This window comes from Paraciimarium castrense LEGE 11436 (assembly GCF_056633055.1).
The window spans coordinates 130,193-142,787 of the sequence record NZ_JBSJOW010000007.1 but is presented as its reverse complement, the minus strand read 5'-3'; the positions used below and the strand labels follow the sequence as shown (position 1 = coordinate 142,787).

Genomic DNA, 12,595 nt, shown 5'->3' with positions numbered 1-12,595 from the left:
AGCGCATGCAGGCCAGGGACTGGGCGGCAGGGAACGCAGGCGGCAGCAATGCCGTTTTTCTCGAAGAGCTCTGTCCCAAACTGCGCGCCCGGCGCTGGCGTCAGTCCCTGCACCAGCACACCAACCGGCGCTGCATCTACTGCGGCTGCCGCTCGGAATCGATCGACCACGTGCTGCCCAAGAGCCGGGGCGGGCCGAGCGTGAACGAGAATTGCGTGCCGGCCTGCCTCGGCTGCAATGGCCGCAAGGGCGACAGCGAGGTGTTCAGCTGGTACCGCCAGCAGCCCTTCTACGATCCGCGCCGTGCCATGGCGATCCGGGCCTGGACCCAGGGCGAGATGGCCCTGGCCACGCGCCTGCTGGCCTGGACCAGCTCACCCGCCAGTGCGCCAGCCGCTGCGGCTTCCCTGGCGCCTGAGGGCCCCAAGGCCGGCGAACGCCCTGGCGACCACGACCTGGTGGCGCTCCCTCAGGCCAGCGATGGTGCTGAGGCCGAGGCCCCTCACCAGACGCGGCAGGCCGCCGGCCCGTTGTGGCGCTGGCAGATGGCGGCCTGATCCTGGGGGGCCTCCGGGGCCAGCAGCGCAGCCAGCAGCAGCAGCCCTGCCGCCAGCAGAGCGGGGAGGGGCCAGGAGCGTGCCCGAAACTGTATGGAGCGCGCTGCAGGGCGCTGCAGCGGCGGAGCCCAGCACCAGCTGGCCTGAACAGGAGAGGACACCACCATGGGAAACGTCGGAAGTGATACAGGTGTACTGGCGCCTTCTGGGGATGTCAAGCCCGCCGCGACGCTGCTGGTGCTGGGGGCAGGCTTCACCGGCAGCCGTCTGGCGGCAGCCGCCGCTCAGCTGGGCTGGGCGGTGACGACCACCAGCCGCCAGGCCCCGCAGAACCCAGGGCCCGGCCACTGGTTGGCCTTCGACAGCAGGGAGGGCCTGGTGCCCGAGCCCGATGCTCTGGCTGGGGTGACCCATCTGTTCGTGTCCATTCCCCCGGACGGCCAGCCCGGCGATCCGGTGCTGCGGCTGCTGGGACCCGTGCTGCGCCAGCTGCCGCTCCAGTGGGTGGGCTATCTCTCCACCACCGGGGTCTACGGCGACAGCCGCGGCGCCTGGGTGGATGAGCAGGCGCCCACCCCGGCACGGCCGGGCCGTAGCCAGGCCCGCCTCGAGGCCGAGCGGGCCTGGCGCAGCAGCGGCCTGCCGGTGCAGATCTTCCGGCTGCCGGCGATCTACGGTCCGGGCCGCACCCCCTTCCGCGCCCTGCAGGCCGGCGAGAGCCGGCTGATCCACAAGCCCGGGCAGGTGTTTTCCCGCATCCACGTCGATGACATCGTCGGCGCGGTGCTGCACTGTCTGGCCCTGCCGGCCCCCGATCGGCCAACGCTGCTGAACGTGGCCGATGACTGCCCCTGCTCCTCCACCGAAACCCTCAGCCATGCCGCCCACCTGCTGGGCCTGCCCCTGCCGCCCCTGGAGCGCTACGAGCAGATCGAAGCCAGTCTGAGCCCGATGGCCCGCAGCTTCTGGCAGGAGAACCGCCGCGTCAGCAACCGCCGGCTGTGCGACGAGCTGGGCTACCAGCTGCGCTATCCCAGTTACCGGGAGGGATTTGGAGCGAGCTTGTCGGCGTAGGGCGAGCCCTTGGGATAGCAACGGGTGCGATCCTCGGGGTCACACACGAACGGGAAGCCTATTTCCCGCATCAGCAGGCCCCAGCGCAGCTGTAGCCAACCCCGGTTGAATCCCGTTCCCAAGCCAAACAGCAGCAGTCCCAGCAGCAGCCAGCGCACCATGGGCGTCTCCCTCTTCCGTTCCACCCCATCCAACTCCGCTGAGGGCCATCTGGCCATGGCCCTGGGGGATCCGGCGGGCATCGGTGCTGAGGTCACGCTCAAGGCCCTGGCCCAGCCCGAGGCGCGTGGCCTGGAGCCGGTGCTGGTGGGCTGCCGCCGCTGGCTGGAGGGCCAGTACGAAGCCCTGAGGCCCCTCAGCCGTGAGCCCCTGCGCGATCCGGCCGAGCTGGCCATGCTGGACCTGCCGCTGGAGGAGCCCGTGGCCCCGGGCCGCAGCGGCCCAGCCTGCGGGGCCGCGGGCTTCCGCTGGCTCACGGCGGCAGTGGAATTGGTGCAGCGGGGCGACTGCAAGGCCCTGGTGACCGCACCGATCGCCAAGGCCAGCTGGCACGCCGCCGGCCATGCCTACCCAGGCCAGACGGAGCGGCTGGCGGAGCTGGCCGGGGTGGCGGAGGCCTCGATGCTGTTCACCGCCCGCGCCCCCCAGGGCCACTGGCGGCTCAACACGCTGCTGGCCACCACCCACATCCCCCTGGCCGCCGTGCCGGCCAGCCTCGATCCGGACCGGGTGCAGCGCAAGCTCGACCAGCTGCTGACCTTCTGCCAGCGCTTCTCAACCCGGCCGCAGCTGGTGGTGGCCGGCCTGAATCCCCACGCCGGCGAGGCCGGTCAGCTGGGGCAGGAGGAGGTGGCCTGGCTCAACGACACCCTCAGCCAATGGCAGGCCGGCCATCCGGAAGCCGAGCTGCTCGGCCCGTTGCCGCCGGACACCTGCTGGTTGAGTGCATCCGAGGCCTGGCAGCGGGGCAGCCCAGGGCCTGATGGCTACCTGGCCCTGTACCACGATCAGGGCCTGATCCCGGTGAAGCTGCTGGCCTTCGACGCGGCGGTGAACACCACCCTGGGGCTGCCGTTTCTGCGCACATCACCAGACCACGGAACGGGTTTCGCGATCGCCGGCCAGGGGGTGGCCCGGGCCGCCAGCATGGCGGCCGCGGTCAGCACGGCCCTGGAGCTGGGCTGAACTCAGCCGGGCTTGACGCGCATCAGCACCTGGCCGAACTCCACCGGCGTGCCGTTCTCAACGAGGATCTCCACCACCTCACCGCTCACCTCTGCCTCCAGCTCGTTCATGAGCTTCATGGCCTCGAGGATGCAGATGGTCTGACCCACCTTGATGCGGGCTCCCAGGGCCACGAAGTTGGGCTCACCCGGAGCAGGCGCGCTGTAGAAGGTGGCCACCATCGGCGCGGTGATCTCCACAAGGTCGCTGCGGCTGGCGGCCGCGGCCGGTGGGGGCGTGGAGGGGGCCGCAGGCCCCGGCGGGACTGCCGCGACAGGGGCCGCCACCGGGGCCGGTGGCTGCACCGGAGCCGGCAGCGGCGGGGGCGCCAGGCTGGGCAGGTTGCGGCGCACTTCCAGCCGGAAATCGTCGCCCTCCAGCTTGAACTCCTGGATGTCACTGTCACCCAGCAGGGCCAGGAGCTGCTGGAGCTGGTCGTGATCGAGCTGCATGGGGATCAGGTCTCCCGCCCGAGATAGCTGTCGCTGCGGGTGTCGATCTTGATCTTCTCGCCGATGGAAAGGAACAGCGGCACCATCACCTGGGCACCGGTTTCCACGATGGCGGGCTTGGTGCCGCCAGTGGCCGTGTCGCCCTTGACGCCAGGATCGGTCTGGGTGATCTCCAGCACCACCGAGTTGGGCAGCTCCACTTCCAGGGGCTTGCCGTTCCAGGACACCACGTTCACCTCCATGCCCTCCTTGAGGTATTTGCGGCTGTCGCCGATCTGCTTGGCCGTGAGCCGCGTCTCCTCGTAGCTGGCCATGTCCATGAACACGAAGTCGTCCCCCTCCATGTAGGTGTGCTGGAGGGTGCTCTTCTCCAGCACGGCCTGGGGCACCATCTCGCCGGCGCGGAAGGTCTTCTCCACCACGTTGCCGCTCTGCACGGCCTTGAGCTTGGTGCGCACGAAGGCCGAGCCCTTGCCCGGCTTCACATGCAGGAACTCAACGACCCGCCAGACCTGGCCATCCAGCTCGATCGATGTCCCGGTACGAAAGTCGTTGCTGGAGATCATTCCGGCGGATCGGATCTGGCGGATTGTACGGCTGGCTACCGGCCCCGCCCCCAAACCTTCTGTGCAGGCGGGGCTGGGCCCGGAAAGGCTGTGCCAAAGTCCGACCAGAAGGAAGACGCTGTGATGGCCGCACCGTGGATCCACCGGGCCGTGGCTCGCGCCATGGCATGGGCCGTGGCTCTGTTGCTGGCCCTCCCCCTGCAGGCCTGGCCCGCTGCGGCTGCCCTGCCGGAAGGGAACGCGGTGAAGGATCCGGCGGCCATCCTGCGCAATGCCCTGCCGGTGGAAGCCCCCGCCCTGCAGAGCCTGCAGCACCGGCTCGAAGCCACCAGCACCGACCTGCGCGCCAAGCGCTGGTCGGCCCTCAACGGCACCGTGCGCCGCAGCCAGTCGCAGCTGAGCAGTCGCCGCAAGGAGATTCAGGACGGCTTCGAGGCCGGCCAGGTGGAGCAGGCCTCAGCCCTTCTGGACCAACTGGAGGGCGACCTTCAGACCCTGGCCAGCGCCGCCGAGGTCCAGGACCGGGACCGCTTCCTCGACGCCCGCCGTCAGGCCCTCGCCACGATCGGCGCGGCCGAGGACCTGCTGGTGGGTCCCTTCCCGTTCACTATTCCAGGCGAGTTCGACGCCCTGCCGCGTCTGCTGGGCCGGGCCACCGTGGAGATCAGCACCAGCCGCGGGCCCCTCGTGGCCGTGGTCGACGGCTACAACGCCCCCCTCACGGCCGGGGCCTTCGTGGATCTGGCCCTGAAGGGCTTCTACGACGGCCTGCCCTTCACCCGCGCCGAGGACTTCTACGTGCTGCAGACCGGCGATCCCAAAGGACCGCTGGACGGTTACGTCGATCCCACCACCAAAGAGCTGCGGCGAGTCCCCCTGGAGATCAAGATCCCCGGCGAGCCCGTGCCCTTCTACGGCCAGACCTTCGAGGATCTGGGCCGCTACAAGGCCGAGGCGGTGCTGCCCTTCGCCACCCTGGGCACCCTGGGCTGGGCCCATTCCGACCAGAGCCTCGACGATGGCTCCTCCCAGTTCTTCTTCTTTCTCTACGAAGCAGAGCTCACCCCGGCGGGCCTGAACCTGGTGGATGGCCGCTACGCCGCCTTCGGCTATGTGGTGGAGGGCTTCGACGTGCTGGAGGAGCTGGGGGTGGATGACGTGATCGAGCGGGTGCGGGTGGTGGACGGGGCCGAGAACCTGCAGCCCCACGCCTGAGGAGCGAACCCCATGGGCCGCGGCCACGATCCCGCCCTGGCCGAGCTGGGTGAAGCGGAACTGATCCGCCGCCTGGGGGCCTTTGCGCCGCCGGCCCAGTTCCAGGACGATGGGGCCATCCTGGCGGCCCGCGGCCCGTTGGTGCTCAACACCGACGTGTTGGTGGAGGGCAGACACTTCAGCGACGCCACCACCGAGCCCTTTGACGTGGGCTGGCGTGCCGCCGCCGCCAACCTCTCCGATCTGGCCGCGATGGGCTGCACCGACGCCCTCGGGATCACGGTGGGGCTGGTGGCCCCGGCCCAGACGCGCTGGTCGTGGGTGCAGGGGGTGTACGCGGGGCTGCAGGCCTGCCTGAACGCCCACGGAGCTGGGGCCATCCTGGGGGGCGATTGCAGCGGCGGCGAGCAGCGGATTCTGGCGGTGAGTGCGGTGGGTGAGCTGGCCACGGCTGCCGGGGCAGTGACTGGCGGGGCTGAGGCTGCAGAAGCTGGGACTGGAGACGGCGCCATCAGACGCGGCGGTGGCCGATGCGGCGATCTGCTGGTCGCCACTGGCCGGCATGGGCTCAGTCGCCTCGGACTGGCCCTGCTGCAGGGAAGCCTGGCGCCGGGGCTGCGGGATCGCCTCGACGCCGATCTGGTGGCCCGGGCCCTGACCGCCCACCGCAGACCCTCGGCCCGTTTCGATGCCGTGCGGGTCCTACGGGCCTCGAGGCCAACGGCCTGCCCCTGGCGGGTGGGCGGCACCGACAGCAGCGACGGCCTGGCCGTGGCCGTGGAGGCCGTGGCCAGAGCCAGTGGCTGCCAGGCCGTACTGCAGCGGGGCGCCCTGCCGCTCGATCCGGCCATGGCAGAACTGGAGCAGGCGGTGGCCTGGTGCCTCGGTGGCGGCGAAGACTTTGAGCTGGTGCTGGCCCTGGAACCAGCCTGGGGAGAAGCGCTGCTGGCAGACCTGCCTGGAGCCGCGCCCCTGGGCATCCTGCGCAGCTCAAGCGAGGCCAGGGTGGTCTGGGAGGACGGCAGCGCCGTCAACGCAGGGGCTATCGCCTACCGCCACTTCAAGGCCTAGGTGTGCAGGATGGCGAGAGCAGCGTGCGGGCGGTGCCCGCCTGGGCTCACCTCCAGTGGCGCGCCACCAGTTCGGCCAGGTCGACGACCCGCTGGCTGTAGCCCCACTCGTTGTCGTACCAGCAGATCACTTTCACCATGTTGTCGCCCATCACCAGGGTGAGGTCGGAGTCCACGATGGTGGACTCATTGGTGCCGGCATGGTCGCTGGACACCAGCGGCAGATCCGAATACTTGATGATCCCCTTCATGCCGTTCTCGGAGGCGGCCTTGAGGGTGGCGTTCACCTCCTCGCGGCTGGTGCCGCGGCTCACTTCCAGCACCAGGTCCACCACCGACACGTTGGGGGTGGGAACCCGCAGGGCGATGCCGTTGAGCTTGCCCTTCATCGGCGGGTACACCAGAGCCACGGCCTTGGCGGCCCCGGTGCTGGTGGGCACGATGTTGATGGCGGCGGCCCGGGCACGACGCAGGTCGCGGTGGGAGGCGTCGAGAATGCGCTGGTCACCCGTGTAGCTGTGGGTGGTGGTCATCGTGCCCTTGACGATGCCAAAGGCCTGATCAAGGGTTTTGACGATCGGCGCCAGGCAGTTGGTGGTGCAGCTGGCATTGGACACGATGTTCCAGTCTTCGTGGCGGTACTCGGCGTCGTTCACCCCCATCACGAAGGTGCCCACGCCGTCGCCCTTGCCAGGAGCTGTGATCAACACCTTGCTGGCCCCCGCCTGCAGGTGCTTGCCGGCACCGTCCTTGTCAATGAACACCCCGGTGGATTCGATCACCAGGTCCACGCCCCACTCCTTCCAGGGGAGGTTGAGGGGGTTGCGATCAGAGAAGCACTTGATCGTCTTGCCGTTGACGACGATGGCGTCGTCGGTATAACTCACTTCCGCATCGCGGATGTGCCCCAGCATCGAGTCGTACTGGAGCAGGTGGGAATTCGTCCTCGGGTCGGAGGTGTCGTTGAGCCCCACCACTTCGATGCCGGTGTCAGCACCACGGCTGAGCCAGCAGCGCATGAAGTTGCGACCAATACGGCCGAATCCATTGATCGCAACTTTCAATGTCATGGCAAAAAGCGGAAGAAGCCGCTTGGCAAGGGGGATTTGGCTGCCGATCATACAGAAATCCCCTCCGCCCCCCCTCCCGGTTCCAGGCCCTCCGGCGGAACCCTCCGCCGAGATGCAGGAACTCGTAATGGCGCGAGAGCCCCCGGCCGGACTAACTTCTGCTGCAGCAGCCTCCCGGTGCGGAACCCACCTTGATCCCCCAGCTTGATCGCCACCAACCTCTGCACTTCATCGGGGTCGGAGGCATCGGCATGTCGGCCCTGGCAGGCATTCTGGCCGCTAGGGGCTACGTGGTGAGCGGCTCCGATCCCCGTGACAACGCTGTGCTCAGTTGCCTCAGGCGCCACGGGGTAAGGGTGTTCCAGGAGCAGACCGGGGCCACCGTGGAGGCGATCTGTGCTGACGCCGGCAGTCTCCCCCAGGTGGTGATCAGCTCCGCGGTTCCCGAAACCAATCCCGAACTGATCGAAGCCCGCCGGGCCGGGCTGGCGGTCTGCCATCGCTCTGACGTGCTCGCCGCCCTGATCCGCGATCAGGACACCATCGCCGTTGCCGGCAGCCACGGCAAGACCACCACCAGCAGCCTGATCGCCACTCTGCTGGCCGCTACAGGGCACGACCCCACCGCCGTGATCGGGGGCATCGTGCCCGCCTTCGCCAGCAACGGCCGTCATGGCTGCGGCCGGCTGCTGGTGGCGGAAGCCGATGAATCCGATGGTTCGCTGGTGAAATTCACCCCGAGCCTCGGGGTGCTGACCAACCTCGAACTCGATCACACCGACCACTACCCCGATCTCGAAGCGCTGATCGCCACCTTGCGGCAGTTCGCCCAACGATCCCGTCGGCTGCTGGCCAATCGCGACTGCGCCATCCTGCGGGAGCACTTCGAGGCCGATCACTGGTGGTCCACCACCCGGGCCGAGGGGGTGGACTTCGCCGCCCTGGCCATCGAAGAGCGCGGCGACGGCACCACGGCCGAGTTCTACGAGCAGGGTCAGCGGGTGGGTCAGCTGCAGCTGCCCCTGCCAGGCCGCCACAACCTGAGCAACGCCGTGGCTGCCGTGGCCGCCTGCCGCCTGGAAGGAGTCGGATTCGCAGACCTGCAGCGGGCCGTGGCCGAGCTCAAGTCCCCGGGCCGTCGCTTCGACTTCCGCGGCACCTGGAACGGCCGGCTGGTGGTGGACGACTATGCCCACCACCCCAGCGAGGTGGCCGCCACCCTGGCGATGGCGCGGCTGATGGTTCAGAGCGGCTGCAGCCCGCTTCCGGAGCCGCCCCGGCGGGTGATCGCCGTGTTCCAGCCCCACCGCTACTCGCGCACAGCCCAGTTCATGGCCGGCTTCGCCCAAGCCCTCCAGGAGGCCGACACCGTGGTGATCGCGCCTCTCTACCCAGCGGGTGAGGCACCGATCGCTGGGGTCAGCAGTCGGGCCCTGGCCGAAGCCCTGCAGGGTCTCGCCCCCGCGCTGCCGGTGCTGGTGGCCGAGACGCTCGACGGCCTGGCCAATCAGGTGGCCGCCTGCAGCCTGGCTGGCGACCTGGTGCTGGCCATGGGCGCCGGCGATGTGAACGGCCTCTGGGACAGGCTCAGCCAGCTCCAGGGTCAGGCCCTGGAGCTGGCGGCCTGAACGGATGAGCTCCAGCCTCAGCCCGCTGCCCGCCCTGCGCCAGGCCACGGACCTGCGAGCCTTCACCACCTGGAAGGTGGGGGGCCCTGCGGAATGGTTTGCCGAACCCTGCTCCGACGCGGAGCTGGCGGCCCTGGCAGCCTGGGCCTGGGGGCAGGGGCTGGCCCTGCGTTGCATCGGGGCGGGGTCGAACCTGCTGATCGCCGATGCGGGCCTGGCCGGTCTCACCCTCTGCAACCGGCGCTTGCAGGGCGCCAGCCTGGATGGCTCCAGTGGCTGGGTGGAGGCTGCCGCCGGCGAACCCATCCCCAGCCTGGCGCGCAAGGCGGCCAGGGCCGGTCTGAGCGGCCTGGAGTGGGCGGTGGGCATCCCGGGCACGGTGGGAGGGGCCGCCGTGATGAATGCCGGCGCCCAGGGGGGCTGCACGGCCGAGTGGCTGCATTCCGTGCGCGTCCTCGACCCGGCCCGACCCGACCAGGTGGTGGAACTCGAGGCCAGGGACCTGGACCTGGCCTACCGGCACAGCAGGCTGCAGCAGGAGCCCTGGATCGTGCTGTCGGCCCGCTTTCGGCTGCAGCCCGGCCATGACCCCGCCGTGGTCAGCCAGCGCACCAGTGCCAACCTGCACAGCCGCACCAGCACCCAGCCCTATCAGCAGCCGAGCTGCGGCAGTGTGTTCCGCAATCCCGAGCCCCACAAGGCCGGTCGGCTGATCGAGGGGCTGGGCCTCAAGGGCCTGCGCATCGGCGATGCGGAAGTGTCCAGAATCCACGCCAATTTCATCGTCAATGCCGGCGAGGCCCGCGCCGTCGACATCGACGCCCTGATCGTGGAGGTGCAGCGCCGGGTGCTGGAGCGCCACGGCATCGCCCTCCATCCCGAGGTGAAGCGGCTGGGCTTCTAGAGCGGCGCCGAGGGGGGCCACCCTTAGCCTGGGCGCTGCTTTTGAAACGGCATGGCCGGCTTCGGACTTCCCAACTTCGGTCAGCTCACTGAGGCCTTCAAGAAGGCTCAGGAACTCCAGCAGAACGCCCAGAAGCTCCAGGAGGAGCTCGACGCGATGGAGCTGGAGGGCAGCAGCGCCGATGGACGCGCCAGCGTGTGGCTCTCCGGCAACCAGCAACCCCTGAGGGTGCGGCTCGCTCCGGAGCTGCTCGCCGACGGTGTCGAGGCCTGCGAAACCGCCGTGCTCGAAGCCCTTCAAGCCGCCTACACCAACTCCACCGGCACCATGAAGGGCCGCATGGAGGAACTCACCGGCGGGCTGAACCTCAACCTGCCGGGGCTTGGGGGCTAGGGGTCTCAGGTCTGGCCGGGGCCCCGGTCTTCCCGTTCTTCCTGTTGGCGCTGGCTGCGGCGTGAACTGCGACGGTGCCGGGCTGCGAGTCGCGGTTCCAGCCCGCCCCCGCGGCTGAGCAGACCGGCAGGTTCCGGGCTGGAGGCCGGAGCACCCTCGAAATCCTGCTGCAAAGCGTCGAGGCACTGGCAGTAGAGGGGCCAGCGCTCCCAGGCCGTTCCCACCGCGCAGCCCGGCTCCCCGCGGTGCAGGCAGTTGCTGAAGCGGCAGGGCCCCTGGCGGGCCAGCCCGGCACGCACCTCCGGGAAGAGCGCCCCAAGGGCGGCTGGATCCCCCGGCAGGCGGGGGCGATTGAAGCCTGGGGTGTCGGCCACCAGGGCACCGGGGGCCAGGCCGAACAACTCCACGTGGCGGGTGGTGTGCCGGCCCCGCTGCAGCCGCCCTGAAACGGCCGCCACGCGCAGGTCCAGGGCCGGCAGCAGGGCGTTGAGCAGGCTGCTCTTGCCCACCCCGGACGGCCCACAGATCACGGCGATCCCAGGCTGCTGGAGGCGCTGCCGCAAAGCGTCGAGCCCCTGCCCCGTGGTGGTCGCCACGGCCAGCGGCGCATAGCCCCAGCCCTGCAGGCGCCGGCACCAGTCGGCCACCGCAGCGGCGGGCAGCAGGTCGGCCTTGGAGAGCACCGGCAGCACGGGGGCGCCGCTGGCCTCGGCCGTGATCAGAAAGCGGCTGAGCTGCAGCGGATCGGGCAGCGGCTCCGCCAGCGCCACCACCACCACGATGCGGCTCACATTGGCCACGGCGGGGCGTTCCAGCAGGCTGCTGCGGGGATACACGGCCGCCACGGCACCCCGACCGGCCCGCCAGTCGATGCCCTCGACCCGCACCCGATCCCCCACGCAGATGCGCTGACCACTCTTCGCCAGCCGGGTGCGGCGGGTGCAGAGCAGCTGGTCGGTGCCCCCGGGGCCGGGCCCCTCCAGCGCCACGCTGCAGTAGTTGGCCTGCAGGGCCATCACCAGGCCGTTGACCGCCTCGCTCAGGCCCCCCGGGGCCTCAGGCCCCATGGCGGCGCACAAACAGGCGGATGGCCCCCTGCTCCGCCTCGGGATGGGGAACCGCCTGCACCGTGTGGCCCTGCTGCCGCAGACCGGCGCTCACCTGCTCCTCCGCTTCGCCGCGATCGAGCTCGAGCTGCAGCCAGGCGCCCGGCTCAAGGCCTTCGAGGGCCAGTCGGGCCCGGATGAAGTTGAGCGGGCAGGCAGTGCCGCGAAGATCGAGCTGGAGGCTTGGGGTCGGGGTGGGCGGCACGGCTCAATCGCGGTGGCCGAACAGGCCGCCGAACAGGCCGCTCTTGTGGGGATGCTTGTGGCCCCGGTTGGTGTGGTGACCCGCCAACTGCTCCAGCAACTCCCGCTCCTCGCCGCTCACCTTGGTGGGCAGCTGCACCCTGACGCTGAACAGGTGGTTGCCGCGGGCCACAGGGTTGCCCAGCTTCGGCACCCCCTTGGCCTGCATGGTGAGCACGGCGCCCGGCTGGGTGCCCGGCGGGATCTTCAGCGGCTCCGGTCCATCGACCGTCTCCACCTCGATGGTGTCGCCGAGGATCGCCTGCAGGTAGTTGAGCGCCACCTCGGACTGGATGTTGATGCCGTCGCGGCGCAGCTGGGGATGGGGCTGGACGCTCAGGAAGACGTACAGATCCCCGGGCGGGCCGCCCCGCTGGCCGGCATTTCCCTCCTGGGCCACCCGCAGCCGGGTGCCCGAATCCACCCCGGCGGGAATGTTGATGCGCAGCTTCTTGCGCACCTGCTGCAGGCCCTGGCCGCCACAGGCTGGGCAGGGGTCCTCGATCATCTGGCCGCTGCCCTCACAGGTGGGGCATGGCGCCACCTGGGTGAAGCTGCCAAAGGGGGTGCGGGTGGCGCGACGCACCTGGCCGGCCCCGGAGCAGGTGGTGCAGGTGGTGGGGCCGGCGCCCTCCCTGGCGCCGCTGCCCTTGCAGCTGGTGCAGGTTTCGAGGTGACGGATCTGCACCTCCCGCTCGATGCCGAAGACGGCCTCCGCAAAGCTGATCGTGAGATCCAGGCGCAGATCGTCGCCCTGCCGGGGTCCCCGGCGCCGGGGACCGCCACCGCCCTGGGCGCCACCGAAGCCGCTGAAGAAGGTCTCGAACAGGTCGGCAAAGCCGCCCATGTCGCCCATGTCGGGCATGCCATCGCCGCCCCCGAGCCCGGCCTCGCCGAACTGGTCGTAGCGGGCGCGGCTCTGGGGATCACTCAGCACCTCGTAGGCCCGGCCGATTTCCTTGAACCGCTCCTCGGCGCCGGGATCCTTGTTGATGTCGGGGTGGTACTGGCGGGCCAGCCGGCGGTAGGCCCGCTTGAGGCTGTCAGCATCGGCATCGCGGCTGACAGCCAGCAGGTCGTAGTAGTCCGCCAT

The 12,595-nt window shown here is 70.0% G+C and carries 14 protein-coding genes and 1 pseudogene; 8 read left to right on the top strand and 7 right to left on the bottom strand.

The features are described 5' to 3' along the window. Positions 1-5: 5 nt before the first annotated feature. Together ACWJIO_RS11705 and ACWJIO_RS11700 are read left to right on the top strand one after the other, a co-directional pair. Positions 6-384: pseudogene (locus ACWJIO_RS11705) on the top strand (HNH endonuclease); the annotation flags it as partial. Between the two features lie 338 nt (positions 385-722). Beyond that, positions 723-1,631: an SDR family oxidoreductase gene (locus tag ACWJIO_RS11700; protein WP_480313542.1), complete on the top strand. Its 909-nt coding sequence runs from the start codon at positions 723-725 to the stop codon at positions 1,629-1,631. Here ACWJIO_RS11700 and ACWJIO_RS11695 read toward each other — a convergent pair. Continuing rightward, positions 1,595-1,792 (bottom strand): hypothetical protein, encoded by a 198-nt coding sequence (locus tag ACWJIO_RS11695; RefSeq protein WP_480313539.1) that lies wholly within the window; start codon positions 1,790-1,792, stop codon positions 1,595-1,597. The genes ACWJIO_RS11700 and ACWJIO_RS11695 overlap by 37 nt on opposite strands. On the opposite strand from ACWJIO_RS11695, the gene pdxA reads away from it, so the two are divergent. Further along, the gene (pdxA, locus tag ACWJIO_RS11690) at positions 1,791-2,816 is read left to right on the top strand and encodes a 4-hydroxythreonine-4-phosphate dehydrogenase PdxA (RefSeq protein ID WP_480313537.1); all 1,026 of its coding nucleotides are present in this window, start codon (positions 1,791-1,793) and stop codon (positions 2,814-2,816) included. The two genes, ACWJIO_RS11695 and pdxA, sit on opposite strands and share 2 nt — an antisense overlap. Before the next feature lie 2 nt (positions 2,817-2,818). Here pdxA and accB read toward each other — a convergent pair whose 3' ends face one another. Further along, positions 2,819-3,307, bottom strand: a complete 489-nt coding sequence (gene accB, locus ACWJIO_RS11685; RefSeq protein WP_480313535.1) for an acetyl-CoA carboxylase biotin carboxyl carrier protein — start codon at positions 3,305-3,307, stop codon at positions 2,819-2,821. Positions 3,308-3,312: 5 nt separating this feature from the next. Then, the gene (efp, locus tag ACWJIO_RS11680) at positions 3,313-3,873 is read right to left on the bottom strand and encodes an elongation factor P (RefSeq protein ID WP_480313533.1); all 561 of its coding nucleotides are present in this window, start codon (positions 3,871-3,873) and stop codon (positions 3,313-3,315) included. Positions 3,874-3,996: 123 nt separating this feature from the next. Here efp and ACWJIO_RS11675 point away from each other — a divergent pair, with 123 nt between their 5' ends. Together ACWJIO_RS11675 and ACWJIO_RS11670 are read left to right on the top strand one after the other, a co-directional pair. After that, entirely contained in the window at positions 3,997-5,088 is a 1,092-nt protein-coding gene (locus ACWJIO_RS11675) for a peptidylprolyl isomerase (protein ID WP_480313531.1), read from the top strand. A gap of 12 nt (positions 5,089-5,100) precedes the next feature. Beyond that, on the top strand, positions 5,101-6,159 hold the full coding sequence (locus ACWJIO_RS11670; protein WP_480313529.1) for a thiamine-phosphate kinase: 1,059 nt from the start codon (positions 5,101-5,103) through the stop codon (positions 6,157-6,159). Between the two features lie 46 nt (positions 6,160-6,205). On the opposite strand, the gene ACWJIO_RS11665 is transcribed toward ACWJIO_RS11670, so the two are convergent. Then, a complete protein-coding gene (locus ACWJIO_RS11665) occupies positions 6,206-7,228 on the bottom strand; it encodes a type I glyceraldehyde-3-phosphate dehydrogenase (RefSeq protein WP_480313527.1) in 1,023 nt (340 codons plus the stop codon). Between the two features lie 194 nt (positions 7,229-7,422). Here ACWJIO_RS11665 and murC point away from each other — a divergent pair, with 194 nt between their 5' ends. From murC to ACWJIO_RS11650, 3 genes are read left to right on the top strand one after another with little or no spacing between them, the layout of a single operon-like run. Beyond that, positions 7,423-8,856: a UDP-N-acetylmuramate--L-alanine ligase gene (gene murC / locus ACWJIO_RS11660; RefSeq protein WP_480313700.1), complete on the top strand. Its 1,434-nt coding sequence runs from the start codon at positions 7,423-7,425 to the stop codon at positions 8,854-8,856. Between the two features lie 4 nt (positions 8,857-8,860). Then, positions 8,861-9,760, top strand: coding sequence for a UDP-N-acetylmuramate dehydrogenase (gene murB / locus ACWJIO_RS11655; protein ID WP_480313525.1), 900 nt, complete (start codon positions 8,861-8,863; stop codon positions 9,758-9,760). Positions 9,761-9,811: 51 nt separating this feature from the next. Further along, positions 9,812-10,153, top strand: coding sequence for a YbaB/EbfC family nucleoid-associated protein (locus tag ACWJIO_RS11650; protein ID WP_480313523.1), 342 nt, complete (start codon positions 9,812-9,814; stop codon positions 10,151-10,153). Positions 10,154-10,158: 5 nt separating this feature from the next. On the opposite strand, the gene rsgA is transcribed toward ACWJIO_RS11650, so the two are convergent. The 3 genes from rsgA to dnaJ are packed head-to-tail and all read right to left on the bottom strand — an operon-like array spanning position 10,159 to position 12,595. Then, positions 10,159-11,220 carry a ribosome small subunit-dependent GTPase A gene (gene rsgA, locus ACWJIO_RS11645; protein ID WP_480313521.1) on the bottom strand — a complete coding sequence of 354 codons (1,062 nt, stop codon included), beginning with the start codon at positions 11,218-11,220 and terminating at the stop codon, positions 10,159-10,161. Then, positions 11,210-11,464 (bottom strand): sulfurtransferase TusA family protein, encoded by a 255-nt coding sequence (locus ACWJIO_RS11640; protein ID WP_480313519.1) that lies wholly within the window; start codon positions 11,462-11,464, stop codon positions 11,210-11,212. Before ACWJIO_RS11640 ends, rsgA begins: the two co-directional genes overlap by 11 nt. Before the next feature lie 3 nt (positions 11,465-11,467). Continuing rightward, positions 11,468-12,595, bottom strand: a complete 1,128-nt coding sequence (gene dnaJ, locus ACWJIO_RS11635) for a molecular chaperone DnaJ (protein ID WP_480313517.1) — start codon at positions 12,593-12,595, stop codon at positions 11,468-11,470.